The organism is Kribbella pittospori, assembly GCF_004331465.1.
In the GTDB taxonomy this organism is placed as follows: Bacteria; Actinomycetota; Actinomycetes; order Propionibacteriales; family Kribbellaceae; genus Kribbella; species Kribbella pittospori.
Genome location: NZ_SJKB01000007.1, coordinates 91,434 through 116,121 on the forward strand (window position 1 = coordinate 91,434; position 24,688 = coordinate 116,121).

Consider the following 24,688-nt stretch of genomic DNA (forward strand, 5'->3'; position numbering starts at 1 on the left):
CCGCAGGCAGCCCGACGGCCGCAGGCCACGACGGACCCCTCGCCGCCTCGGCCGATGCCCATGCCGGACCCCCTCGCTCCCGCCGCCCGCCGTCTCTCGTGACGACGGTGGGCGGCGTACTACTAGCCCTTCACGCAGATGACCTGCTTGAGGTGGGCTACGACCTCGACCAGGTCCGACTGGGCCGCGATGACCGACTCGATGTCCTTGTACGCCGCGGGGATCTCGTCGATCACTCCGGCGTCCTTGCGGGACTCGACCCCCGTGGTCTGCGCGACCAGGTCGTCGACCGTGTACCGGCGCTTCGCCTCGTTGCGGCTCATCCGCCGGCCTGCCCCGTGCGAGGCCGAGTAGAACGACCGCTCCGACCCGAGACCGCGGACGACGTACGACCCGGTGCCCATCGACCCCGGGATCAGCCCGAGGTCTCCGCGCCCGGCCCGGATCGCACCCTTGCGGGTGACGAGCAGGTCGAGCCCGTCGATGCTCTCCTCGGCCACGTAGTTGTGGTGACACGAGATCGGCTGCTCGAACCGCACCTCCTGCTCGAACGACTCCCGCACCGCCTGCATCACCAGCGCCAGCATCACCGCACGGTTGCCCGACGCGTACCGCTGCGCCCACGTGAGGTCCCGCCGGTACGCCTCCATCTCCGGCGTACCCGACAGGAACACGGCGAGATCACGGTCAGGCAGGTCCGCGTTGTGCGGCAGGTCCCGCGCGATCCGCATGTGCCGCTCGGCGAGTTCCTTGCCGATGTTGCGGCTACCCGAGTGCAGCATCAGCCACACGCGGTCCTCGTCGTCGAGGCACACCTCGATGAAGTGATTGCCGCCACCCAGCGAACCCATCTGCTTCTTCGCCTTCGACTCCCGGTCCTGCACCCCGTCGTGCAGGCTGGTGAACGACCCCCACAGTCGCTCCCATCCCCGCGGGTCCAGCCCGAGCCGACGGATGCTCACCGGGTCCTCATGCGCCCGGAACCCAACCGGTACGGCGGCCTCGATCCGCGAACGGATCGCCGACAGGTCATCCGGCAGGTCCGCGGCCGTCAGCGAGGTCAGGACGCCTTCCATCCCGCACCCGATGTCGACCCCGACCGCGGCCGGCGACACCGCCTGGTACATCGCGATCACCGACCCGACGGTCGCGCCCTTGCCGAGGTGCACATCCGGCATCACCCGGACGCCGTACACCCACGGCAGGGCCGCGATGTTCCGCAGCTGCTGCAGCGCCTGCGCACCCACTTCGTGCTCCTGCGCCCACATGAGCGTGGAGCTCTTGGCCCCGCTCAGCTCCACCGGAAACTCCACGTTCATCTCCTCACCCTCCTCGTTCGTGTGCATGCGGTGGAAGTGGGACTCGAACCCACACATCCGGTGAAGGATCGACCGTTTTCGAGACGGTTGCCGGTAGGCCAACGCTCGGCTTATTCCACCTGAGAGCTGCCAGGGCAGGGCTCGAACCTGCGGGACCTCGGGTCAGAACCGAGGGTGGGTCACCGTCGCCCACCTGGCATCACGCTCCGGCGCGACACCCAGGTGGGTGGTCGCGTCAGAGCGCCAACTCGGCACGGGAAGGGATCCACGGCTGCCACAACAGCGGCATACCGGCCTCTTCGGGCGTGCGTGAGCCCTTCTTCTCGTTGCAGGACGAGTGTGCGGCGACAGCGTTCAGCCACTCGCCGCGTCCACCACGCGACCGCGGAACCACGTGGTCCATGGTCGTGGCACCGGGCTTACCGCAGTACGCGCAGGTGTACTTGTCCCGCTTCAGTACGCCGGCCCGCGTGTACTGCAGCCGGCCGGACGCGTACCGCCACTTCGTCACGACGTACCGGACGAGACGCAGTACCCGGGGGAGGGGGAATGGTCCGATGCTCGCGCCGTCATGCGCTTCCTCGACGACGGCGACCTCCCGGACGAGCATCCGGATGGCGTGCTGGACCGACACGACATGCAGTTGCTCGTACGAGGCGTTGAGCACGATCACACCGCTCATGTGGTTCCTCCTCCCATCCAGTGTGCCCGACAGCTCGCAGTCAGGTCGGGTGATCTCGGTGTCGGTCGTGTGGTGCGGCCCCAGGGACTCGAACCCTGAACCTCCTGGTCCTAAGCCAGGCGCCTCTCCCAATTGGGCCAGAGCCGCAGGTACTGCGCTTTGTCACGTACGGCGACCGGTCCGGGGGCAACTGCGCCCGGCTGACCGTCGTACCTGAGGGTGTCCGGCGGGGCTCGAACCCGCTTCCTCCGGGTCCACATCCCGGCGCCTCGCCCGCTTCAGCCTCGGACACAGCACGCCCGGCAGGACTTGAACCTGCACGCTCCTGCTTCGTAGGCAGGTGCTCTCTCCGGTTGAGCCACGGGCGCTGAGCGCCCTGCGCCGGATGCGGTGCGGATTTCCGTCACAGGGCACGTTCGTGGCGCCCGCTCGGCCGGTAGCAGAGCATCCTGCGGGCGCCTGGTCCAGCTGGAGGGACTCGAACCCCCGTCATCCTCATCCCAAATGAGGTGGCCTAGCCACTGGCCCACAGCTGGCTGACGTCCCCGGGGCGTTCCGGCCCCAGGGACGGGTGCCCGAGCCCACCCGGCTCGTGCGGCCGGCAGTCTCGGGCGTCTTCCCCGGCGCACGGGCGGCGCCGCAGGGAAGGTCTCCCGGGCCGTCGGTGACCCGGGAGAAAATGCGATGAATGTCCAGTTGTCAATTGTTCGAGCCGATATCCGTGAATACCGGAAAAAGCATCGGTGGAAGGAGTCGAACCCTCGTGACGCGGGTTTGGAATCCGGTCCGCAACCATTGCGCACCGACGTGGTCAAATGCGGGCAAAAGAAAAGAGCCGCCTGCTGCCGGTGGCCCGGCTCAGACGGCTCCTGGGATGATCTCCCGCTGGAGATCACACAGGTGGGCCGCCCGGACTCGGGCTCAGTTCGGTCCCGCTGAGCTGGTGGTAGAAGGCATCGATGTGCACTGATTGCAGGCACGCCGACAAAGCCATGGCATCCAACCGCCAGGCTTTCCTCGGGTTCCACTCTCGGTACACGATCACTCCTAGGTCTGTAGTTCCTTGCGGGGATTAGTCTGACCCATCCCTCACAACCACGTCAACGCATTTGCCGTTGCAATTGTTCCTGAGCCATTTCCTGCCCCTTCCGACGTACCCAACCTCCAACAGGTTCCGCCCCCTCCACCAACCGCCCGCCGTACCCCAACCCCCACCGCGACCGCCCCGCCGTCCCCCGGACCTCCACCGCTACCGACCGCCCGCCGTACCCCCGACCTCCACCGCTACCGACGGCCACCACCCACTAACCGCCCACCCCGCCCGGACGCCCCCACCCCCTCTCGACCGCCTCTGATCCCTATCCGATTCGGAATCACCCCCACCCTCCCGCTACACTCTTGCCTCGGCGTCCGCGCCACCCGCCGCCTTAGCTCAGTCGGCAGAGCGTCTCACTCGTAATGAGAAGGTCGTCGGTTCGATTCCGACAGGCGGCTCCACCCGAACCCCCAGGTCAGAGGCCACTTTCTGACTCTGGGGTCTTCTTCTTCCTACACCCCGTGGTGCGGGTCGTGGTGCGAGACGCCCGTAAGCTGCCTGGCCCCTCGCTCCCGGTGATAGTGCGCCACAGCACCGCACTCACCGCCGGGGGTCGGGCCGATATCGGCCCGCCGGGAGCGGTCGGGGGTTGTTGATGGCTGACTGGTAGTCGGGCGATCGAGGTGCAGGGTCGGCGGTGGTGCCGAGGTGGGGCTCGCTGCAGCCGGTCACGTCGGCCGACATCCTCAATGGTTTCGAGAAGCGCGGCTACACCCTGATCGGCCAGTATGGCGACCCGCTCGTCCACGGCGGCCGCCAACTCAACGTCCTGAAAAGAAAGTGACGCAAGCGGGTTCTCGCAGGGCGGGTCCGCCGCGGAGTGGCTGAGATCGGCCAGCCAGCCCACCGCTCGAAGGCAGAACCTGCGGCCTAAACGCTGCGCGATGTCCTGGACTCTGCCCTCTTCAGGCGCCGCCAGTGTCGTTGCGTGCCTCTCTAGCCGACATGTACAGGACGGGTGTGCTGATACTGGGTCATGGATGACTGCTGTGATCCGAAGGGGTATCAGGCTGTGTTCTCGTCGCGGTTCGCGCGGCGGGTGGCCCGGCGGTACTCCAAGCGTGGGTTGAGTCCGGCGGCGGCGCGGATGGCCGGTTTCGTCAGCGAGCGGGGGCTCGAGGGCGCCACGGTCCTGGAGATCGGTGGCGGCGTCGGGGAACTGCAGGTCGAGCTACTTCGCCGGGGCGCGGCGCGGGTAACCAACCTGGAGATCTCCACCAGCTACGAGGTCGAAGCCAAGGCTCTCCTGGAGCGGTCGGGTCTGAGCGATCGGGTCACCCGGCGCTTCGGGGACATCGCCACCGAACCGGAGTTGGCCGAGCCGGCCGACGTGGTCGTCCTGCATCGGGTGGTGTGCTGTTACCCGGACTACCAGCTCCTGCTCTCGGTCGCGGCGAACCACGCGCGCCGGCTGCTCGTCTACAGCCACCCCGCGGACAACGTCGTGGTCAGGGCGGCCATCGGGTCCGAGAACCTCGTACGCCGGCTTCAGCGCAACCCGTTCCGCGCCTTCGTCCATCCGCCCGACGCCATGGTCGCCGCCGCGGAAGGCGACGGCCTGCGCACGGAGTACCGGCATCGCGCCAAGGACTGGCAGGTCGTCGGGCTCGTGCGCTGACAGTTGGATCTGCAGCGATGCGTGCAGGTCCACCGTCGACCGTTCAGATCACTGACTGAGCTTGGTCAGCCGGGTGAACCAGTTGCGCCGGCTCGTGCGAGTGCCGCCGTACTAGTGCGGGGGTCCGGGACGCCGCGCAGATGACGGTGTCGCGGTGGGCGCCCCATCCACAGCTCTTGGGCAGCCCGGGCCTGGACTGACGGCTTCAGCCGAGGGAGAGGAGGCGTTCCTCCAGGAGGGGGCCGATCTGGTCGATGGATTCGCCCAGGTCGAGCCAGGACTGCTCATGCGGGGCCGGCTCGTCCATCTTGGCCACGGCCAGACTGAACACGCCCGTCAGGACGTCCCGCGGGCCATCCGGCCGGACCACCGACAGGCCGAACTGCACGGCAAGAGCGGTCCGTACCACCTGCGCCTTGCCTGGATCATCCGCCAGCGGCTTGCCACCTGTGAGGAACTTCGGCTCCTCGGTGATCTTCAACCACTCGACCTTGGCCCCTTCGACCTGCTGCGCCAGCAACTCCTCGATCCTGTCGCGCACCGCTCGGCCGGGCTGATCTCCCAGCCAGTCGAGCCAATGATCTGGCTTGGTGAGCAACTCGAAGTCGTCCCGCGGGCGCCCATGGCCCTTGTTGGACACGAACTCACCAGTGAGCTGCCCGGCCTCGTCGACCCGCCAACCCCCGCGAATCGCCTCTGGCGGCACATAACCGTTCGGATCGTCGACCCAGTCCCCATCGATCTCGTAGACCCACCCACCCGGATTCCGAGCCGCCTCAGCCACCAGCCCGGCAGGCGGTCGACGCCGCCGCTTGAACATGCTCACCCGGCTCAGTCTGCCCCACGGCGGTCGGCTCACTCTTCAGAGCGGGTTCTCGACGGAAGCCGGTGTCGGCGGCATACTGCGAGTTGATGCTGGTGGAGTTGCTCCTGCACTGACTGATTGCCCGCTTGGGGGGCGCATGGCCACAGAGGTGATGCCGTCGGCTCCATCTGTGGCACCGTTGGGGCGCCGTCAGATCAATCTTGTCTTCGGCACGATCCTGCTGGGGATGCTGCTGGCGGCGCTTGACCAGACCATCGTGTCCACGGCGCTTCCGACCATCGTCGGCGATCTTGGCGGTGGCGGGCATGTGTCATGGGTGGTCACGTCGTACCTGCTGACCGACACGATCGCTACCGTCCTGGCCGGCAAGTTCGGCGACCTGTTCGGTCGCAAACTGATCTTTCAGATCAGCGCCGCAACCTTCGTCGGCGCGTCCGCGATGTGCGCGCTCGCAGGCTCGATGGCGTGGTTGGTGGGCTGGCGAGCAGTGCAAGGAGTTGGCGCAGGTGGGCTGATGGTGACAGCCACCGCGTTGATCGCCGATGTGGTCCCACTGCGGGAGCGAGGCAAGTATCAAGGTGCACTCGGAGCTGTCTTCGGAGTGACGACCGTGATCGGGCCGCTGCTCGGTGGCTTGTTCACCGACCACCTGTCGTGGCGATGGTGCTTCCTGGTCAACGTGCCGATCGGCATCCTGGTGATCGCGATCGCCGCCAGGACCATGCCGTCGGTGCGCGCGCCCAACAGACCGGTGATCGACTACTCCGGGATTGCGGCGATCTCGGTGGCTGCCGGTGGGCTGACGCTCGCGACGAGTCTCGGCGGCACGCAGTACGACTGGACCTCGCCATTCATCATCGGTCTGTTCGTCGCCTCGGTCCTTGGTGTCCTCGCATTCATCTACGTCGAGCGTCGCGCGGCCGAGCCCATGCTTCCGCTGCGACTGTTCGCCAACACGGTGTTCTCCCTGTCCTCGGTGATCAGCTTCGTGGTGGGCTTCGCCATGCTCGGCGCCCTGACCTTCCTGCCCACCTACCTCCAATACGTCCAAGGTGTGTCGGCGACGTCGTCCGGGCTGCGCACCCTACCGATGGTGGTCGGCCTGTTGTCCGCCTCGATCCTGGCCGGGGTCGTCGTCGGACGGACTGGTCACTACAAGACATTTCCGATCGTCGGTTCGCTCCTGATGACTGCAGGACTCTGGCTGATGTCGACGATGGATGAGCACACCGGCTTCCTCACGATCTCGTTGTTCATGTTGGTACTCGGTGTCGGGATCGGCCTGTGCATGCAGATTCTCGTGATCATCGTCCAGAACACCTGCGACTACAGGGATCTCGGCGTCGCAACGTCAGGGGTGACCTTCTTCCGCGCCTTGGGCAGTTCATTCGGCGCCGCGATCTTTGGCGCGATCTACTCCGCTCACCTCGAGGACAAACTGCCCGCCGCGATCGCCGCCTCACCCGGCCTGTCTCCTGACGACGTCTCCTCTCCCGAGCGATTGCACAGTCAGTCCGCTGACCTGATCGCTCCGGTCGTCAGTGCCTATTCCGACGTGCTGCACTCGGTCTTCTTGTACGCCGCACCGGTCGGCATCGTCGCATTCCTGCTGGCCTTGTTCCTGCCGCAGGTCCCGTTGCGCGATGCCGCTCGGGCGGGTGCTACCGACCTGGGTGACGGATTTGCGATGGCTGAGAACGCCGATTCGGATCGCGCCCTGGAAACGCTCGTCGCGCGGCTCATGCAGCGAGAGGGCCGGCGCGCCCTCCCCGCCATCCGGATCGCTTCCGGTACGGCGCTCGATGGGGCCGAGACCTGGTGCGTCGCACAAGTGTTGCTGCGCCGGCGCCACGGGTTGCCCGCGGACCTCGACTCGATCGCGGAAGGGACTCGCGTTCCGGCCAGCGTGCTGCTGCCGGCCTTCCAGCAGACCAAGGATGCGGGCTACCTCACTGGTGATGCCAGCGGCTGGGATGTCACCGAGCCGGCGGTCGTGCAATGGGAACTGTTCGTGGTCGAGCTCAAAGGCTGGTTGCTCGATCAGTTGCAGGATCCCGACGTACGACCGTCGCCAGGTCCGCACGAACTCGAGGTCGCGCTCAGACGGATGACAGGGCAGTTGCTGGGCGAGGAGACGACGGCAGGTCCGACCGGCCGCTCCGCCTGAACCCCCAGGTCAGCGGCAGGTTCCTCGCCCGGGTTTGTCGTCTCGGGCCGGTGGAATCGCGATGCGCCGGCGGAGGGTTGGTCGTATCGTCTCGGCCATGTCGGAGCAGACGAGCGTCGTGGTTGACAACCAGCGGTACTGGGAGGCCTTGGCGCCGTACCGCTCAGGGGAGTCGGTCGAGTCCTTGCGGTCCGGCGCGAGGGTGCTCAACGAGCATGAGTGGGCCGCGGTCGGCGATGTTCGCGGACGCCGGGTCCTGCAGTTGGCGTGCTCAGTGGGCGACGAGGCGCTGACGTTCGCTCAACTGGGGGCACACGTCACTGCTGTCGACCTCGCACCGAGCCATCTGGCCACGGGAAGGGCGAAAGCCGAAGCATTGGGCTTGGCCGTGGACTTTCAAGAGCAGGACATGATGAACCTGGACCCGGATGTGACCGGGTTCGACCTGGTGTTCATCTCCTGGGGCGGCTTGTGCTGGGCACCGGACATCGACGCTTGGGCACGGCTGGTCGCCCAACGGCTCAATCCCGGCGGGGTGCTGGTCATCAGTGAGCATCATCCGTTGTGGGAGGTGCTGACCGTCGCGGATCAGGGCCAGCTGAGTGTCAGCGGCGACTACTTCAATTCGGGTCGCGACGGGTACGTCGATCCGCTCAAGGCGCCGGAGATCACCAGGAGTCTAGGCGTTCCGGATCTTCCGCACCGGAGCTTTGTCTGGAGCATCGGCAGCGTTGTCAGCGCCGTACTGGCGGCCGGCTTGACGGTTCGGTCGTTGCAGGAGTTCGCCGAAGCGGACATGTACCCCGGTCTTGGTGACGGCGCCGGTTGTATCCCGGCCACCTATCTCCTGACCGCCGTTCGAAGGACTCAGCCATGAGCCGCGTCGTCGTGATCAACTTCATCTCCTTGGACGGAATCGTCCAGGCGCCGCTGCGGGCGGACGAGGATGCCGACGGCGACTTCGCCCACGGTGGCTGGGTCCAGCCGTTCATGGACGAGACCGTGGCCACGTTCATGGGAAACGCGACCAGCAAGGCGGCCGGCCTTCTACTGGGCCGCCGTACGTATGAGAACTTCGTCGTGGACTGGGAACAGACCGACGCTACCGACCCGGCGATCGCCGCGATGAACCGGATCCCCAAGTATCTGGTGTCGCAGACGCTGACCGATCCGTCCTGGAACAACACAGTACGGCTCGGGCCGGACCTGCGGGCCGAGGTCGAAAGGCTTCGGGGCGGTGGCGACGGCGAGATCGTGGTGTTCGGCAGCGGGGAGTTGGTGCGGTTCCTGCACCAGCATGATCTTGTTGACGAGTATCGATTGCTGATCTTCCCGGTCCTGCTTGGTGGCGGGAAGCGGATGTTCGCCGACACGGCTGGGCTGATCAACTTCCGGCTCACCGACAGCCAGGTCAGCGACTCGGGGGTCACGATCAACTCCTACCAGCGCGCCCATTCCGCGCTACCGAACCCCAAGCTCGTCGAGTTGACCGAGCGCATGAGCGGACAGTGGCGAGTCAACGGACCGGGAATCGACGGCAGGGCCGAATACAAGTCTCTGCGCGACGGTCTTCTTCTGGTCATGAACGTCGATTTTGTTGTCAACGGCACCGAAATGAAGGTCATCCAGCACATCACCCACGATCCGGACACCGACGTACTGCGGGCCCACTACATGGACACCATGGGCGACGACTCCACCTACGAATGGGTGCTGGACGGGCAGAATCTCCGCGTCAGCCTGAGTGACAAGGCCTCGGACACGTTCTTCGAGGCCAGCTTCAACGACGACAACTCCGAGTACGCGGGCACCTGGCACTACCCCGACGACGACGTACCCGAAGAGCGGATTGTCTACAGCCGAATCGAGTGAAGCGGGTCAGCGCAGGTGCTCGGTCTCGTTCAGGGTGACGACCTGGTGGCTGAAGTGGGTGTCGTTGCGGACGAGAGTGGTGATGCTGCCCGACTTCAGGGGAAAGAATCCCCGGTCTGTCGACGTCATGGGCATGCCGATCCAGGCGGCAATCAGATAGCTCGATGCGGACCCGTGGGACACCACGATCTGGTTCGCGACTGGTCGGCGGAGGATGTCGTCGAGGGCGGGGTACAGGCGTTCGACCAACGCCATTCGTGTCTCCGCACCCGTTGGTCCGTCGTGGTGGCCGAGGCGATCGCCGTACTCCGGAAGGGGGATGCGCCGCTCGGCGAGCCACGCTTGGGGACGCCCGTCAGCCTCACCGTTGGACCTCTCGCGAAGCCGCGGATCAGTCTGAACCTCGACGGAGAACCTCCGAGCAATTCGCTCCGCCGCCTGGCTGGCTCGACGCAGATCAGAGGAGTAGACCTCGACCGGCTGGGATTGGATTCTGCTCGCCAGGACCTCGGCGATGCGTTCGGCCTGCTGGTACCCACGGGCTGTCAGAACTGAGTCGTGCCAGCCGCCGACGACTCCGTCGACGTGATGCTGTGCCTCGGGATGCGTGACGAGGTAGACGCGTCTCATGACCCTCCCTCGGCCGACCTGTGCAGGATCAGAGCCTCTCACGAGTACGACCTGGGTCTGATGTGAGCTCAGGGGGTGTCTGGGCGGAAACCCTGATGTGGTGGTCCTCCGAGCGGGGATAGCTTGCTGGAGTGGAGACTTTCGAGGTGAGGATCGCGGGGTTCGCCGACGTGGACGAGGCGTTGGCGATGCAGGAGACAGTCGCGCGTGTGCTGTGCCCGGAGCAGGAGCACAACGGGCCGTGTGAGGTGCCGTGGGGCTTCTCGGTGGACGGTCCGGATCAGCTGGTCCTCGGAATCTACGCAACCGCCGAGAAGGCGGCCTCAGTCGTCGAGGACGTACGGCCCGCAGTGGAGCCACGAGAGGTCACGCTGATGAACGGTACGCCGGGCCGCTTCGACGAACTCGCCGACCAGTACCGCATCGAGCACCCCGCCCGGTAGTCGAGCGACCGGGGAGGGCTGCATGAGGTACTACTACGGCGAGCACGAGGCGGGTTATAGACGGCTTCGGCAGGCGGGTATGACCCAGTGGAGCGACCTGTTCGGGGAGACGGAGACGTTCGACGCGTTTCCGAATCGGGGGTTTCTCGAAGAGGTGCTTGGTCGGCTCGATTTGGGGTCGCCGGCTGAGGTCGACGTACTGGAGTATGGGTGTGGGACTGGGCCGGCGGCTTGTTTTCTGGCGGCGCGGGGGTTTCGGGTGGATGCGGTTGATCTGATTCCTGAGGCGATTGAGCTGGCTCGGCGGTTTGCGCAGGAGCGGGGTGTGGAGGTCACCTTCGGCGTACAGGACATTTGTGTCTTGGCGGATGAGCCGGTCAGGAAGCGGTACGACCTCATCGTTGACAGCTACTGTCTTCAATCGATCGTTACCGATGCTGACAGAGCTCGGGTCTTCGCCGCTGTCCGTGCGCGGCTGAAGGACAACGGCTACTACCTCGTTTCGACGGCCATGTATGAGCCGGAGCGCAGCTACGAAGACGGCTTCCGGTACGACGAGGAAACTGGCATCTGTTATCAGGAAAGCGGAACGGGACCGGATGCGGTCGAGATCGACGGAGTTTGGTACGTCCCGCACCGGCGCCACCTGTCATCAACAGCGTTGCGAGCTGAACTCGAGCGCGCAGAGCTAAAGGTCGTATCGCAGGAAGATGGCAATCTCGTGTGCACACGGAGCAGTTGACGGGGGTAGGTCGGGGCCTCAGGCTCAAAGCGGGGAGGTTCCAGCCAGGGGAGGGGCGCGGGATGAAGGTCTGCATCGTGGGGGCGTCGGGGAAGCTCGGGCGGTACATGGTTCAGCATGCGCTGGATCGTGGTTATGAGGTGGTCGGTGTCTGCCGGCCGGAGAGCGTGGAGAAGCTCGCGGCGTTCAGCGGGCGGATGACCGTGTTCCCGGGGCGGACGGACGACGCCGCGGTCATCGAGCAGGCGGTCGCCGGCTGCGACGGCGTACTGGTCGTGCTGGTCCCCCGAGGCGTCCACGGGTACTCCACCGGAACGGTCCAGGCCGTACTCGATCACGCGCAACCCGGTGCTCGTCTCGTGTTCTCGTGCGGATGGCACATCACGCTCGACGGCCAGGACAAGTACTCGCTGAAGCTCAAGGTGGTCGTGAAGGTGTTCGGCCCGGTCGCGCGCCTGTTCCGATTCGCCGACCTGGACGATCAGGTCGAGGCGTGCCGGCGAGTGTTCGCCAGCGACACCCGATGGACCGTTGTCCGCGGCAGTGACCTCGAGGAGGGCGACAGCCAGGGCCTACCGGTCTGGAGCCGGCACGTCGGCGATCCCATTCTGGAGAGCAACCTGACGCGCCGCGTGGACTTCGCCCTGTTCATGGTCGACGCCCTCGAGCGAGACGAACTCATCCACGAGGCCCCGGCCATCGTCGGCCGGCAAACCCCTTCGGCGCTGGCCCATGCGGGCAGCAGTTAGCTCAGTCGGCGACCACCGCCTGGAGTACGTCGACCTTGGATGCGGAATGGGCCGGGCCGAGGGCCGCGAGTACGCCGGCCACCGCGGCCAACACGACGTACAGCGTGACCTGTAGGCCGGGGATCGAGATCGCCTCGATGCCCTCGTCCGCGAGGGCCTGGGAGAGTGCCAGACCGAGGCCGATCCCGAGGGCGGCGCCGGTCAGCGCGCCGATCAGGGAGATCACGACCGACTCCCAGCGCACCATCGATCGGACCTGGCCGCGGGTCATGCCGACCGCGCGGAGCAGTCCGAGCTCGCGGGTTCGCTCGAACACCGACAGCACCAAGGTGTTGACGATGCCCAGCAGCGCGATCAGCACCGCCAGCGCGAGCATCACCGTGACGAAGGCGAGCAGATTGTCGATGAAGCCGCTGGCATCCTTCTCGAATCCCTTCCGATCGAGCACCTTCGCGTCCGGGTGGTTGCCCAGAGCACCGGTGATGGCGTTCTGTACGTCGCCCTTGTCGGCACCGTCCGCGAGTGTGATCAGCCCCGACGCGGTCAGCTGCTGTCCGGCGGCGGCCGTCTGAGCGGCGATGCTGATGACGTAGTCGTCGCCGATCCAGCCCTTGCTGTCGTAAACACCGACGACATGCAGCACGTGCTTCCCGGTTTCGGCGAACTCCGACGTGATGGCGTCGCCGAGCTTCCAGCCGTGCGAGGTCGCAGCCGACTGGGCCACGATCACGCCATCGGCGCCAAGGGCCGAGAGCGCGCCGGCCGACAGCCGCAGATTGAGGCCGTCCGCCGCCGCGGGGTCGATCGCGGAGTAGCTGGAGTCCGCACCGTTGAAGCGTGCTTCACCAAAGCCGCTGGGCGACACCTGCCGTACGCCGTTCACGCCGCTGACCACCGCGATGACCTCGGGGCTGAAGCCGGGCGCCTGGGCGCTCGCGGGCGTGACGAACAGTTCGGCGTTGGTCGAGTCGCCGATGATGTCGCTGAACGACGACTTCAGCGAGGACGCGAACACGCCCATGCCCACGACCAATGTCAGCCCGATCATCAGTGCCGCCGCCGTCGAGGCGGTACGACGCGGATTGCGCATCGCGTTCTGCCTGGCCAGTTCGCCGGACAGTCCACGAAGGCGCAGGGGTACGCCGATCAGCGACGCAAGCGGCCGGGCACCAACCGGCAACAGCGTGATGATGCCGACGATGATCGCGAGCAGACTTGGGCCGAACGCCTTCATCGACAGACCGCCGTACAAGGAAGTGAACAGTCCGGCCAGCCCGAGTGCTGTCAGGACGGATCCGATGGCGATGCGCCGCTTCGAGGGTTTGCCCGCGCCCGGCACCGCGTCGCGCAGTGCCTCGACCGGCAGGACCTTCGTGGCCCGCATCGCCGGGACGAGGGCCGCCACGACGGTGACGATCGTGCCGACCAGCAGCGACAGCCAGATGGTGCGTGGCTCGACCTGCAAGGACGTACTGGGCAGAGTGAATCCCACGGCGTCCATCAGTAGGTTGAGTCCCTTGGCGACGACGAGTCCGAGGCCGATACCGAGGGCCGAGGCGAGTACGCCAAGCAGCAGCGCCTCGATGAGCAGGCTACGGGCGACCTGACGCCGGGTAGCGCCGATGGCACGCAGCAGCGCGATTTCGCGAGACCGTTGCGTCACGGTCATCGTGAACGTGTTCCAGATGATGAACGAGCCGACGAACAACGCGATGCCGGCGAAGACCATGAAAACGATCCGGACGACCCGGAGGTCCTCGTCGATCGCGTCCGCGGATTCCTTCACCACGGTGGCTCCGGTGACCGCCTCCGTGCCCTTCGGCAGGGTCGCGTCGATCCGCCGGACGAGCTCGGCCTGGCTCACGCCGTCGGCCGCGCTGACGTTGATCGAATCGAAGACGGCCGGAGAACCGAGGACCTGCTGAGCGGTCGTAGGGTCGAAGTACGCCGACGTCGTACCGCCGAGGTTCTTCTCGCCGCCGAAGCCGACGGTACCGACCACGTTGAACTCCTGCGTCGGTCCCTGGAACAGCACCTTGATCGTGGAGCCGAGCGCGATGTGATGCTCCTCGGCGCTGGTGGCGTCGATCGCGACCTGGTGCGGCGCCGATGGTGCGGTGCCGGTGAGGATCTTGACGTCGCCGCGCAGGGTGGTGTCGGCCGGCATGCTGTAGCCCATGGTCGGGGCTCCGCCGCTGGTCAGTACGGCGCGGCCGGCGTTGTCGGTGAGCAGCGCGTATCCGCTGATGGAACCCTCGGCCGCCCGTACGCCGTCGACGCCGCGGACCTGCTGAAGGACCGAGGCCGGGATCGGACCCCGGGTGGTGCCGGTGCCTTCGGACTGGGTGTACGCCGCCTCGGCGCGGACGACCGCATCGGTGCCGGCGGAGACCTTGCCGAACAGTTGGTCGAACGCCAGGCGCATGGTGTCGGTCAGGACCAGCGTGCCGGCCAGGAACGAGACTCCGAGCGCGATCGATGCCACGGTCAGCACCAGGCGCAGCTTGTGCGCGAGCATGCCGCGCAGGGTTGCGGTGAACATGACGTCAACCGCCTAAATGCTTCATGAAATCGAGTACGGCGTCCGCGGTCGGCTCCTCCATCTCGTCGACGACGTGGCCGTCGGCAAGGAAGAGCACCCGGTCGGCGTAGCTCGCCGCGGTCGGGTCGTGGGTCACCATGACGACGGTCTGGCCGAGTTCCTTGACCGCTGTCCGCAGGAAGCCGAGCAGTTCGGTGCCCGAGGTCGAGTCGAGGGCGCCGGTCGGCTCGTCGGCGAAGATGATCTGTGGCCGGGACGCGAGGGCGCGGGCAGCGGCCACTCGTTGCTGCTGGCCTCCGGACAACTCGGTGGGACGGTGGTCGAGCCGATCGGCGAGTCCGAGTTTGTCGACAATCGACTGCACCCAGGCCGTGTCGGGTTTGCGGCCGGCGATGCGGATCGGGAGCACGATGTTCTCGGCCGCGCTCATCGTCGGCAGCAGGTTGAACGACTGGAAGACAAAGCCGATCTGGTCCCGCCGCAGCAGCGTGAGCGCCTTGTCGTTGAGTGCGGTGATCAGCGTGTCGCCGACGTACACCTGGCCCGACGACGGCCGGTCGAGGCCGGCGAGCATGTGCAGCAGGGTCGACTTGCCGGACCCGGACGGCCCCATGATGGCGGTGAATCTGCCGGCTTCGAGCTCGACGTCGACATCTTTGAGCGCGGCAACGACTGCGTCCCCGGTGCCGTAGAACTTGCTGACCCCTTCGGCCCGAGCGGCCGTGGTTCGAACGGTGATACTGGTCGTGATGGCCATATCTCCCCCTGAGTAGGAATTCGTGTGCGGATCAGATGCGGCTGGGACTGTGTCGCCGTTCGGCCTCGACCTTGAGGTGGTCGAGAACGTTGTGGAGCGTGCGGTCCAGCGTCTTCTTCAGTGGCTTGCGCAGCAGCTTCGGCACGGCTTTGAAGCTGAACGTCGTGCCTTCCTCGATGTCACCCGCAACCGAGCGGCAGCCACGTCCGGATCCCAGGCCAGTTGCCGATGTCGGTCAGTAGCTCGCAGACCAGGTCGGCCGGTGCCGCGATGTCGATATCGCGGGCGCTGAGGACGGGGAGTCGCTGGTCGAGGAGGTCGGTCGGATCTTGCATGTCGTCGCCTCGGCTCGGTTGGGTCAGCCGCAGTACGCCTTGAGGAGGACGTTGCGCATCGCCTGGGTGATGGGGTGGTCGTGGGGTAGGCCGTCCTGGTTGACGACTACGACGACCTGACGGCTGCCGTCCTTGCTGTTCCAGGCCGCGGTCATGTAGCCGGGGATCTCCGAGTCGTGGCCCCAGGCGTCACCACAGGGGAACGTCTCGCGAAGCAGGCCCAGGCCCCAGCCGCCGCCGGGGATGCCCGAGTCGATCGACCCGGGTGGATCCGTGGCAACCGCGTCGATTGTCTGCATGGCCCGCAGTTGGGCGGGTTTGAGCAGGTGGCCGCGCAGCAGCGCGCGATAGAAGCGAGTGACGTCCTCAGGGTTGGACAGGATTGCTCCGGCCGCGCCGAGCAGCGTGGGGCTGAGCGCTGTGAAGTCGATCGGATCCGGTCCGCCGATGACCCAGTAGCCGTGGACATAGGAGCCGGGGATCGCCGACGTGGTCGGGTAGCTGGTGTGGTCGAGGCCGAGTGGTTTGAAGATGCGGCGACGTAGTTCGGCGCCGAACGAGTTGCCGGTGGCCGCCTCGACGATCATCGCGAGCAGGAGCGTGTTGGTGTTCGAGTAGTTCCAGCCGGTTCCCGGTGCGTAGAGAGGACCGTGTTCGGCCGCGATCCGGACTCCCTCGCGAGGATCGAAGATCAGGGTCAGGTCGCCACTTTCGAAGTACGGCGCGAAGACCCGTTCGTCCTGTGCGTAGTCGAAGATTCCGCTGGTGTGGTTGAGCAGTTGGCGGATGGTGATGCCCGCCCCGTTGGGGAAGACACCCGGGAGCCACTTTTCGACGGAGTCGTTGAGTTTCAGCACCCGATCGCCGGCCAGTTGCAGAACCAAAGTGGCGGTGAAGGTCTTCGTCACGCCACCGATCCGCGATCGGTCGGCGACCCGGATCGGTGTCAGCGGCGCGAGGTTGCCGTACCCGCTGGAGTAGCGGTACGTGCGATCACCCACCCGCACGTACGCGACCGCGCCCGGCGCGCCGGCCGCGACGACCTGATCGAGCGCGGCCTGAACTCCGCGGGGCTGACTGGTCGAGGACCGTGCCGGGGCTGAGGGCGATGCCGAGACGACCGGTGCTGTGGCCAGGCCGGCGGCGGTGGCGAGTGCGATGACCGCCACCCACCGGCCACGGCGCGGCCGGGCAGACTTGTCCACTGAGAACGACATGAACGGGCTCCTTACGGTGCCGGGATCTGGCCTGGTGCGGGCTGCACCGGCCTGCGGACGGTACGTCGGGTCGCGACGGTGACCGTGATGAGCACGATTCCGAGAATGAGCAGTACGCCGCCCACGACGAGTGCGGCGATGGCGATCGGTAGGACGATCGGCAGGGTGCCACCGACGCTGACGTCGGCGTCGACACCCTGTGACCCGTCGGCGTTCATCACGACGACGGACCAGTTGCCGTCGGCAACGTCCCAGCTGAGGGTGCGCGGGCCGGTACCGCTGTCGGACGCGACCCAGAAGGTCTGCGCGGCGGGATCGGCGCTGGGCGCGTCGCCCGGGTGCGGAACGTAGCTGACCCTGAACGGATCGACGTCGAAGTCCGAGACCTCCGAGTGGCCGACGCCGTCGAGGTACTTGGCGACATCGGTCGCCGGGCCGATGCCGATGAACAGCGGTGTCTCCGCGTTCCTCGACTCGAGCGAGATCCGTACGTCGCCGAGCAGGTCGTTCGCGTAGAGCGCGTCGGGGCCGGTGATGCCGACATCGAGTGACGGCGCGGTCAACGCGTAGGCATCGGTGCTCACGCGTTCGGGGCCGGCGGTGTGATAGCCGTTGGCATCGCGTTGACTGTGCGCCCACAGTCCGATCCCGCCGCCGACCAGCAGGCCGCCGCCGAGCAGGATGAGCAGGCTGCCGAGGATCACCCAGACCGTGCGCCAGGCGCTCCAGGAACGACGTACCGGTGCATCAGGAGTGGTGGTCATGAGACGACCTCCGCAGCTCCGGGGGTCCTGATCATCCAGATGCCCAGCCAGATCATCGCCAGCCCGAGCACAATCCCGAACGGCGGCAGCAAGGACTGGAAGCCGACCAGCCCGCCGATCACGATGGCGATGCAGATGGCGCGCGGGAAGACACCGGCGCGGAAGCTCGCGAGGCCGAACAGTGCCCAGCCGATCGCGAACAGGATGTAGCTGGACACCGCGCCGATCACGATCAGACCGGCCGGATCGGCGTCGAGAACCTCAGGTGCAGTGTCGGCCAGGTAGGTGACGTAGAACGTCTCGAACCACAGGTCGCCGCCGAGGAACATCGTGCCCACCAACGCGCCGAACAGCCCCACGACACCGAAGCGGCCGGCCTTGTGCGCCTGCCAGCTGTACGCTGCGACCGCGGCGAGCAGCAGCAGACAGAAGGCCACGAAGTACACGACGCCGCTGACCCGGTAGACCGAGTCGGTCGACGTACCGACGTGATCGTCGCGATCGACGATCGGGAAGATCACTATCTCGACCACGACCATCAACACGCCGGCGGTCAGGGCGAGCGGCCCGGCCAGCTGGGTGAGTGGTGCGCGGGATGCGGTGTTACCGCTGCTTGGTTGCTTCTTCGATGCGTCCAGATTCGTCATGCTGGACTGCCCCCTCAGCGAGCGGGACCGGCGTTTCCCCCACCAGGTCCCCAGAACGAATGGACCTCCGGTGGTCCGCCCCGTCCCCGACTGCCAAAGGTGAGACCCGGTGACCGGGTCTTTTTGTACTCTGTCCATAATATGGACGGTGTACAGAAAGTCAACAGCGGAGGTTCGATGGCGACACCGACGGGCCGGCGGACCGGTCGGCCGCGGGCGGTCACGGAACAGGCGATCCTCGACGCGGCCCTGTGGCAGTTGGACGGCGGGGGCGCGGACGCGGTATCGATCCGGGGCATCGCTGCTCAGGTGGGCATCGCGCCGAACGCCGTGTACACCTATTTCCCCAGCAAGGCCGCGGTACTGCGTGCACTGGTCGAGCGGTTCCTGGGCGACGTCAACCACGACCGGTTCATCGACCGGGGGCTGCCCTGGCGAGATCGAGTCGAGGCGCTCGCGCTGGAGCTTCGGACCCTTCTCGTCGCACACCGCGGCGCCGTTCAGCTTCTCCTCGGCGGACCGATGGACGGCCCGAACGCTCTGACCTTGCGCGAGTCCCTCAGCGAGGTCCTCGCCGACGGTGGCTCGACCCCGGATGACGCCGCCCGTGCGTCGTACGTGCTGCTGGTCTACATCTTCGGCGCGATCGCACTCGAGGTCGCCGAACTCGACCAGCGCCGCATCCCTCCGACCGAACGCGACCGCGTCTCCACCCGTCGCGCCGTACTCGACACCATCTCCGCCGAGGCCTACCCACGCACCACCGAGACAGCCGGCACCATCTCGAAAGACTTCACCACCGAACAGTTCCTCTGGGGCCTGACCCGAATCCTCAACGGCCTCCAGACCTGAGAGCGTTCACGAACTGCCGGCAGGAGTAGACGCGGGCGAACTCCTTGCGCAGGGCGTCCTCGTGGTCGGTCCAGGCGTGTGATTGTCAGGGGGTGGCGTCCAGGACGGCTTGCATGGTGTCGAGGGCTACGGGGAGGGAGATGTGTTCGTGGGTGATCAGCCACTGGGTGTCGGTGCGTTCGAGGCAGACGGTGGAGCGGAGCCAGAGGCTGCGGCTCGGTGATCCGTCTTCCTGCATCGCGCCGGTGTCCAGGTGGAGCATGTGGGCGATCGCCACGTTGTCGCTCGCCGCGACCTTTAGCTGGTGCGTCTCCAGGCCGATCGGGCCGTCGTACTCGTCGAACCAGCGGAGGAAGTTCTTCCGTACGGCGTCAGATCCGGAGAAGTGCAGCGGCGGGACGACATCGAAGTAGATGATGTCGGGGGAGTACAGCGACATCAGCCGCTCAATGTCCTTGTCCCGGCAGGCCTGCTCGCGACTCTCCAACAGAGCCCCAACCTCGTGCTCGGCGTTACTCATAGCGAGTGCGTTCCTCTCGTCCGGATTTCGTCGTCCCTAGTACGACGAGACGAACCCTCGGAGTGTGAGGGTGGTTCTCATGAGTGATCTCAGGGCGAGAGCAGACGCGCGGCTGAGCACGGCGTACGAACTCGTGCGTGAGCTGGATCTGCTCGGACGGTGGAGCCAGTACGGCGACGTGGACATCGTCGGCTCCGTCGGGATCGGGGTCGTAGTGGCACCCGACATCGATCTGGAGATCCACTCGGACGACCCGCAGGTGGCGGACGGGTTCGCGGTGATGCAGCCGCTGGCGGAGCTGCCGAAGTCGCGGCGGATCACATACCTCGACGCCCGGGATCGGCACGAACGAGGGCAGTACTGGAAGCTCGAGTACGAGCTCACACCGGACGAGATGTGGACGATCGACATGTGGGTGATGAAGCGCGGTGCCTCAAGCGGTGCGCCGTTGACCGCGGCCGTCCGGGATGCGCTGACCCCGGAGTTGCGTGATCGCGTGCTGGGCATCAAGGAAGAAGCTGTTGCGATCGGGGAGCGGGCGTACGGCTATTGGCTGTACCAGGCGGTGCTGGACGCCGGCGTACGGAGCTATGCCGAGTACCGGACCTGGCTCGGCGATCGGAACATCTACGAGCGTACAGGCTGGATACCGCGCTGACTCAGGGTCTCTTCGAGGTGCCGCCCCAGGATTCAGACGGTACGTCGTTGAGGGTTTGGTAGATGGTCCAGCGGTGGCCGGCGAGGTCCTCGGCGGTGTACTGGCGGGCGCCGTACGGATAGTCGGCCGGCTCGCTCAGGATGGTGGCGCCGGCTTGGCGGGCGTGGGCGTGGTGGGCGTCGGCGTCCTCGACGTTCAGCATGACGCCGTGGCAATGCGTCGTCGCACTAGGATCCGGGGCACGCCGGCCGTACTCCTCGGCCGCGTCGGACACCGCGACGATCCCGTTCCCGTACCGGATCCGCGCCCGATGGTTGCCGACTCGCCACATCTCCGTGAAGCCGAAGGCCTCACACAACCAGTCGACGGCCTTGCCCACATCCGGATACACCAGCTCCGGTACGACGCTCGCCGTACCCATCGTCACGTTCTCGCTCATGACTCCATGCTCGCGCAGACCGGGCCCTCAGGCTTGAACAATTGGGAAGTGGGACCAGCCCCACCGGCCGTCATTGGCGGGCGTGAAGTTCCAGACCAGCCGTTCGGCGGTCTGCAGGAAGTGGCTGGATGGTACGGCGAGCGGCGGGTACGGGACCTGCCGCAGCAGCCGTACGGCGTCCTCGACCGCAAACCACCGCGCATCCTTGATGTACCCGTCGGGATCGTCGATGCAGAACGACGGATCGCCCACCGAAGCCACGTAGTTCCACGACTCCGTCGCCGCGTTGCCGTCAACCGTCGAGATCGTCCGCCACACCAACTCGAGCGCGCCCTCCTCGACCCGGAGCCCCGTCTCCTCCCGCAACTCCCGCACCGCACCACCCGCCGGCGTCTCCCCGTCCTCCACAGCCCCACTCGGCAAATTCCAGTACTCCGCATCCCAAGCGTCATACCGCTCCCGCACCAACGCCACCTGCCCGTCATACCTCGCAATCACCCCGCAGTACCGCGCCGTCACGACAGCACCTCGTCGTGCGGCCAGACGTCTCCGATAACGCGCGCCATCAGCGGGTCCGAGGACTCAGTCAGGTACGGCGTCTCATCCGGATCGCGGACCGTCGCCGTGACAGGCACGCCGAGCAGACCCCACGGCGCGATCGTGTTCGCAAGACGCCCCTCGACCCGGAGCTCGTCGTACTCCGGCGACCACCACGCCGCGAACGTCCGCTGCAGGTCGTCCGGATGGATCCCCAGCCAAGCGCCGTACGTGAGCGTGTAGCCGTCCTCCAGCTGGATCGGCAACAGAACCCGGACGAACGCCCCGAACCCGGGCACCTGCATCATCACCGACTCCCGCGGAGTCCCATGACTCAACCACGTCCCCGGCGTTCGCTCCCGTTCCGGGAGATCCCAGATCGGTGTCGGCAGCTCGAAGCGAACATGCCGATCGTGCTCATCCAGGGCCCGTCCGCAGGTGCAGGTCTCTCCGCTGATCGTCACTTGGAAGAGAGTAGTGGTTGTTCCGGAAGGGGAGTGTCCGGAATGGGGTTTACGGTGGCGGGCATGAGCTTGATTCCGTGGGAACCGCCGGTGGCGGGTGATGAGGTTGCGCAACTGGTTGGGGCGCTCGAGCGGTTGCGTACGACGTTCCGGTTCAAGGCGGACGAGTTGGATGCGGCCGGGATGCAGGCTCGGATCGGCGCGTCGACGCTGACGATCGGCGGGTTGCTGAAGCACCTGGCCGCGAACGAGGACTACATGTTCAAGGTCAAGTTCCGCGGTGAACCGATGGGGGAGCCGTGGACCGTGAACGGGTGGCGTGACGACAACGACTGGGAGTTCAACTCCGCCGTCGACGACACACCCGAGGAGCTGTACGCGTGGTGGGACGGCGCGGTCGAGCGGTCCCGGGCGACCCTTCAGGCCGCGGTCGCCGACGGCGGGCTCGACCAGCCTGCGCACATCGCGTGGCCGGACGGGCAGCACGCCAGCCTGCGCCGCCTGGTCTGCGACCTGATCGAGGAGTACGGGCGTCACACCGGCCACGCCGATCTCATCCGCGAATCCATCGACGGACGGGTCGGCGAAGACCCGCCCGACGGCTGGCACCCCGTCGGCGCCAAGACCTCGCAACCTGCCTGACGCTCACTTGATCCGCTGCAGGGTCCCGTCCGGAGCGACCGCGACCGTGGTCGTGACCTGGTCGACCTTGAGGTTGATCAGCATCCGCGATCCCTGCCACGACGTGGTGTAGCTGATCCGTGCGTTGGAGCGCGTCGGCACGATGACCGACAGGATCGACGCGCTCCGCCCGGACCGCGTGAACTTCACCACCGGCGCCGGCTTGCGCTTGTCGATGGTCAGGAAGTGCCAGCCCTGGATCGGATCGGTCTTGCCGGTCGCAACCTGGATCGGGGTCGCGTCCTGCTGGAACGGGATCTGCAGCAGCGTGGTCTTGGTCCGGTCGCCCGGCGCCAGTGCGACGGCCTGCGCGCCTTGCACCGTCACCTTCTGGTCCGATGGCAGGTGCCACAACGTCTGGTAGTCCTCGTTCGACGACGACGTACCGCGGTCGAGCACGACCATCAGATCCGGATCCCTCATCACCAGCACGCTGCGGTCCCGCTCGATGCCGCTGCCCAGCGAGTCGCTCAGTTCGTAGAACTCCGAGGTCTTCGCGATCGACGACCGCTCCAGCTTTGTCGTGGGGCGCGCCGAGTCCGTCCCCAGCACTGTCATTTCGTTGTGGGCGAACTCGCTCTTCGCCCACACCCGCCAGTCGTCGTTCTTGTACCCGGCGTGCCCACCATCGACGAGGATGTCGCGGCCGTGCGACGTGTACGTGATCGACGTGTGGTCGTCGTGCCCATGCAACGCCCGCGCCGGCCCGAACCGGATGCTGTACGACGACTCCTGCGTGAACGGCCTGGTCTCGCTCCACCCGGTCCGGCCGAAGATGTACCCGGCATCGAAGATCCCGATCCGCTCGGTCGGCCGGATCCCGTGGGTTCCGAGGCTGCCGGCGTACTCGAGGGCTCCGGTCCCGGGGAACGGGTACGTCTTGACCACCTCGGTGTCGCCGATCTGGTGCAGGCGGCCGAGTGAGTTGGTGCCGAGCGCGAGCCACTTCGCGAGCTCGAGCCGGCGCGCCTTGATCGTCGTACCCGCGTCGACGCCACACTGCTGCAGTACGTCGACTGCCCGGCCCCAGAGCGAGTAGTTGAACTGCGCGTACGAGGTGGACTGTTCGTTGGTCGAACCCTGCGCGTCGATCGAGGTCGTGATCGCGCTGGTCAACCGGCTGACGGCGAGCTTCTTCAGATCGCTGCGGCCGAGCGTGCAGCCGACGCCGAATAGCGCGATGCTCTCGTCGGTGCCGTGGTTCCAGGCGCCGCTCCAGTTCTTTTGCAGGAACCACGCGTGGTCGAGCAACGCCTTGTCCAGCCAGGAATAGTTCAGCGGCAGCCGGGACACGTGCAGTGCGGACAATGTTGCCTGCCGCAAGCAGATCAGTACGTTCGTCCGGTGCATGGTCGACTCGTACGCGCCGACGTCACCCTTCCACGAGTGCGGATTGTCGTTCACCCAGTCATGTGCGATCGCAGCGACCCGGGCCAGCGCGTTCCGATCGCCCTTGCCGGCCGCGGTGATCCCCTGCCCAAGCCAGCGCAGCGAGTGCAGCCACATGTACCAGCTGGGGTTGTTGTCCGGGTTCACTCGCCAGTTGATGTTTCCCTTGCCGTCCCCGACCTTGTACGGCGCTGTGGTCCCCCAGGTGAACGTGTCGCGGTAGAGGTCGGCCAGCGGATTCGGCCGATCGATCCCGGAGTACGTCGGGCACGCGTAGCCGTCGCGATGCGGCGGTGCCGGTTTCGTCGACGGGACCGGCGACGGTTCGGGGGTCCGTACGGCCGTGGGGTCCGGTGCGGCCTCCGGAGTGGAGTCGTTCGAGGGGATCACCAGGGTGGCCACGACGACGACCGCGCTCAGCAGCAGGGCGAGGCTGAGTCGCACGGTCGTGCCGGCCAGGCGAAGGCGGTGCGCGGGCATGGTCGTTCCTCACTGCACACTCACAAGGGCATGCGTATTTATGGTCTAGACCTGAATCAGGACAGACGTATCCCGTGGACTGGTCCGGTGATGGTGACGCCAAGGCCGGCGGCGGGGCCGCGGCCCGTGCGTGTGGTTGTTGCGCCCTTACCCGGTCAACGCCGGGAGACCCCGGAAACGTTGCGTGGCAGCGGGTGTGCGGTGCCTACTCGAGCTTCGCCGTCATCTTCCCCCCAAGGTGAATGCCTCGTCTGTGTGTTTG

26 protein-coding genes and 7 tRNA genes are annotated in these 24,688 nt (G+C 66.6%); 12 read left to right on the plus strand and 21 right to left on the minus strand.

What is annotated here, in order from left to right; genetic code table 11:
• Positions 1-122 precede the first annotated feature (122 nt).
• From E0H73_RS22505 to E0H73_RS22530, 8 genes are all read right to left on the minus strand, one after another.
• Positions 123-1,319: an RtcB family protein gene (locus E0H73_RS22505; RefSeq protein ID WP_131360413.1), complete on the minus strand. Its 1,197-nt coding sequence runs from the start codon at positions 1,317-1,319 to the stop codon at positions 123-125.
• A gap of 28 nt (positions 1,320-1,347) precedes the next feature.
• Positions 1,348-1,439: transfer RNA gene (locus tag E0H73_RS45955), tRNA-Ser, on the minus strand.
• Positions 1,440-1,445: 6 nt separating this feature from the next.
• Positions 1,446-1,518 (minus strand) — tRNA-Gln (locus tag E0H73_RS45960).
• Positions 1,519-1,554: 36 nt separating this feature from the next.
• Positions 1,555-2,001 (minus strand): HNH endonuclease, encoded by a 447-nt coding sequence (locus tag E0H73_RS22510; protein WP_131359720.1) that lies wholly within the window; start codon positions 1,999-2,001, stop codon positions 1,555-1,557.
• 70 nt (positions 2,002-2,071) lie between these two features.
• A tRNA-Leu gene (locus E0H73_RS22515) sits at positions 2,072-2,148 on the minus strand.
• A 71-nt stretch (positions 2,149-2,219) separates the two neighbouring features.
• A tRNA-His gene (locus E0H73_RS22520) sits at positions 2,220-2,293 on the minus strand.
• A 2-nt stretch (positions 2,294-2,295) separates the two neighbouring features.
• Positions 2,296-2,369: transfer RNA gene (locus E0H73_RS22525), tRNA-Arg, on the minus strand.
• A gap of 92 nt (positions 2,370-2,461) precedes the next feature.
• Positions 2,462-2,537 (minus strand) — tRNA-Pro (locus E0H73_RS22530).
• Between the two features lie 885 nt (positions 2,538-3,422).
• On the opposite strand from E0H73_RS22530, the gene E0H73_RS22535 reads away from it, so the two are divergent.
• The 3 genes from E0H73_RS22535 to E0H73_RS22540 all read left to right on the plus strand — a co-directional run bounded on the left by E0H73_RS22535 (position 3,423) and on the right by E0H73_RS22540 (position 4,715).
• Positions 3,423-3,498: transfer RNA gene (locus E0H73_RS22535), tRNA-Thr, on the plus strand.
• A gap of 239 nt (positions 3,499-3,737) precedes the next feature.
• On the plus strand, positions 3,738-3,881 hold the full coding sequence (locus tag E0H73_RS45965; protein ID WP_165555780.1) for a hypothetical protein: 144 nt from the start codon (positions 3,738-3,740) through the stop codon (positions 3,879-3,881).
• A 192-nt stretch (positions 3,882-4,073) separates the two neighbouring features.
• Positions 4,074-4,715, plus strand: a complete 642-nt coding sequence (locus tag E0H73_RS22540; protein ID WP_131359722.1) for a class I SAM-dependent methyltransferase — start codon at positions 4,074-4,076, stop codon at positions 4,713-4,715.
• Between the two features lie 205 nt (positions 4,716-4,920).
• Here the strand turns inward: E0H73_RS22540 and E0H73_RS22545 are convergent, their stop codons facing one another.
• Positions 4,921-5,541, minus strand: a complete 621-nt coding sequence (locus tag E0H73_RS22545) for a hypothetical protein (RefSeq protein ID WP_202867512.1) — start codon at positions 5,539-5,541, stop codon at positions 4,921-4,923.
• Positions 5,542-5,710: 169 nt separating this feature from the next.
• On the opposite strand from E0H73_RS22545, the gene E0H73_RS22550 reads away from it, so the two are divergent.
• From E0H73_RS22550 to E0H73_RS22560, 3 genes are all read left to right on the plus strand, one after another.
• Positions 5,711-7,708, plus strand: coding sequence for an MDR family MFS transporter (locus tag E0H73_RS22550; RefSeq protein WP_238164173.1), 1,998 nt, complete (start codon positions 5,711-5,713; stop codon positions 7,706-7,708).
• A 97-nt stretch (positions 7,709-7,805) separates the two neighbouring features.
• Positions 7,806-8,585 (plus strand): class I SAM-dependent methyltransferase, encoded by a 780-nt coding sequence (locus E0H73_RS22555; protein ID WP_165555781.1) that lies wholly within the window; start codon positions 7,806-7,808, stop codon positions 8,583-8,585.
• Positions 8,582-9,580: a dihydrofolate reductase family protein gene (locus E0H73_RS22560; RefSeq protein ID WP_131359728.1), complete on the plus strand. Its 999-nt coding sequence runs from the start codon at positions 8,582-8,584 to the stop codon at positions 9,578-9,580. Before E0H73_RS22555 ends, E0H73_RS22560 begins: the two co-directional genes overlap by 4 nt.
• A 6-nt stretch (positions 9,581-9,586) precedes the next feature.
• Here E0H73_RS22560 and E0H73_RS22565 read toward each other — a convergent pair whose 3' ends face one another.
• On the minus strand, positions 9,587-10,210 hold the full coding sequence (locus tag E0H73_RS22565; RefSeq protein WP_131359730.1) for a histidine phosphatase family protein: 624 nt from the start codon (positions 10,208-10,210) through the stop codon (positions 9,587-9,589).
• 131 nt (positions 10,211-10,341) lie between these two features.
• On the opposite strand from E0H73_RS22565, the gene E0H73_RS22570 reads away from it, so the two are divergent.
• From E0H73_RS22570 to E0H73_RS22580, 3 genes are all read left to right on the plus strand, one after another.
• A complete protein-coding gene (locus E0H73_RS22570; protein ID WP_131359732.1) occupies positions 10,342-10,653 on the plus strand; it encodes a hypothetical protein in 312 nt (103 codons plus the stop codon).
• A gap of 22 nt (positions 10,654-10,675) precedes the next feature.
• Positions 10,676-11,395: a class I SAM-dependent methyltransferase gene (locus E0H73_RS22575; protein WP_131359734.1), complete on the plus strand. Its 720-nt coding sequence runs from the start codon at positions 10,676-10,678 to the stop codon at positions 11,393-11,395.
• Between the two features lie 62 nt (positions 11,396-11,457).
• On the plus strand, positions 11,458-12,144 hold the full coding sequence (locus E0H73_RS22580) for an NAD(P)-dependent oxidoreductase (RefSeq protein ID WP_131359736.1): 687 nt from the start codon (positions 11,458-11,460) through the stop codon (positions 12,142-12,144).
• A gap of 1 nt (position 12,145) precedes the next feature.
• Here E0H73_RS22580 and E0H73_RS22585 read toward each other — a convergent pair whose 3' ends face one another.
• From E0H73_RS22585 to E0H73_RS22605, 6 genes are all read right to left on the minus strand, one after another.
• Positions 12,146-14,686, minus strand: coding sequence for an ABC transporter permease (locus tag E0H73_RS22585; protein WP_131359738.1), 2,541 nt, complete (start codon positions 14,684-14,686; stop codon positions 12,146-12,148).
• A gap of 4 nt (positions 14,687-14,690) precedes the next feature.
• The gene (locus E0H73_RS22590) at positions 14,691-15,443 is read right to left on the minus strand and encodes an ABC transporter ATP-binding protein (protein ID WP_131359740.1); all 753 of its coding nucleotides are present in this window, start codon (positions 15,441-15,443) and stop codon (positions 14,691-14,693) included.
• Between the two features lie 179 nt (positions 15,444-15,622).
• Positions 15,623-15,778, minus strand: a complete 156-nt coding sequence (locus E0H73_RS45970; protein ID WP_165555782.1) for a hypothetical protein — start codon at positions 15,776-15,778, stop codon at positions 15,623-15,625.
• Between the two features lie 23 nt (positions 15,779-15,801).
• Complete coding sequence (locus E0H73_RS22595) at positions 15,802-16,995, minus strand: serine hydrolase domain-containing protein (protein WP_131359742.1); 1,194 nt, start codon at positions 16,993-16,995, stop codon at positions 15,802-15,804.
• Positions 16,996-17,006: 11 nt separating this feature from the next.
• On the minus strand, positions 17,007-17,759 hold the full coding sequence (locus tag E0H73_RS22600; protein ID WP_131359744.1) for a hypothetical protein: 753 nt from the start codon (positions 17,757-17,759) through the stop codon (positions 17,007-17,009).
• Positions 17,756-18,406, minus strand: a complete 651-nt coding sequence (locus tag E0H73_RS22605; protein ID WP_131359746.1) for a hypothetical protein — start codon at positions 18,404-18,406, stop codon at positions 17,756-17,758. The genes E0H73_RS22600 and E0H73_RS22605 overlap by 4 nt, the downstream gene beginning before the upstream one ends.
• Before the next feature lie 177 nt (positions 18,407-18,583).
• Between E0H73_RS22605 and E0H73_RS22610 the strand changes: the two genes are divergently transcribed.
• Complete coding sequence (locus E0H73_RS22610; RefSeq protein WP_131359748.1) at positions 18,584-19,258, plus strand: TetR/AcrR family transcriptional regulator; 675 nt, start codon at positions 18,584-18,586, stop codon at positions 19,256-19,258.
• Between the two features lie 85 nt (positions 19,259-19,343).
• Here E0H73_RS22610 and E0H73_RS22615 read toward each other — a convergent pair whose 3' ends face one another.
• On the minus strand, positions 19,344-19,778 hold the full coding sequence (locus tag E0H73_RS22615) for a YybH family protein (protein WP_131359750.1): 435 nt from the start codon (positions 19,776-19,778) through the stop codon (positions 19,344-19,346).
• Positions 19,779-19,857: 79 nt separating this feature from the next.
• Here E0H73_RS22615 and E0H73_RS22620 point away from each other — a divergent pair, with 79 nt between their 5' ends.
• Positions 19,858-20,436, plus strand: coding sequence for a hypothetical protein (locus tag E0H73_RS22620; RefSeq protein ID WP_131359752.1), 579 nt, complete (start codon positions 19,858-19,860; stop codon positions 20,434-20,436).
• A 1-nt stretch (position 20,437) separates the two neighbouring features.
• Here E0H73_RS22620 and E0H73_RS22625 read toward each other — a convergent pair whose 3' ends face one another.
• The 3 genes from E0H73_RS22625 to E0H73_RS22635 are packed head-to-tail and all read right to left on the minus strand — an operon-like array spanning position 20,438 to position 21,876.
• Positions 20,438-20,875 (minus strand): VOC family protein, encoded by a 438-nt coding sequence (locus E0H73_RS22625; protein ID WP_131359754.1) that lies wholly within the window; start codon positions 20,873-20,875, stop codon positions 20,438-20,440.
• A 27-nt stretch (positions 20,876-20,902) separates the two neighbouring features.
• Positions 20,903-21,394 (minus strand): NUDIX hydrolase, encoded by a 492-nt coding sequence (locus tag E0H73_RS22630; protein WP_165555783.1) that lies wholly within the window; start codon positions 21,392-21,394, stop codon positions 20,903-20,905.
• Positions 21,391-21,876 (minus strand): DUF2199 domain-containing protein, encoded by a 486-nt coding sequence (locus E0H73_RS22635; RefSeq protein WP_165555784.1) that lies wholly within the window; start codon positions 21,874-21,876, stop codon positions 21,391-21,393. Before E0H73_RS22635 ends, E0H73_RS22630 begins: the two co-directional genes overlap by 4 nt.
• A gap of 63 nt (positions 21,877-21,939) precedes the next feature.
• On the opposite strand from E0H73_RS22635, the gene E0H73_RS22640 reads away from it, so the two are divergent.
• The gene (locus E0H73_RS22640; protein ID WP_131359759.1) at positions 21,940-22,518 is read left to right on the plus strand and encodes a mycothiol transferase; all 579 of its coding nucleotides are present in this window, start codon (positions 21,940-21,942) and stop codon (positions 22,516-22,518) included.
• A gap of 3 nt (positions 22,519-22,521) precedes the next feature.
• On the opposite strand, the gene E0H73_RS22645 is transcribed toward E0H73_RS22640, so the two are convergent.
• On the minus strand, positions 22,522-24,426 hold the full coding sequence (locus E0H73_RS22645; protein ID WP_131359761.1) for a heparinase II/III domain-containing protein: 1,905 nt from the start codon (positions 24,424-24,426) through the stop codon (positions 22,522-22,524).
• Between the last annotated feature and the right edge of the window lie 262 nt (positions 24,427-24,688).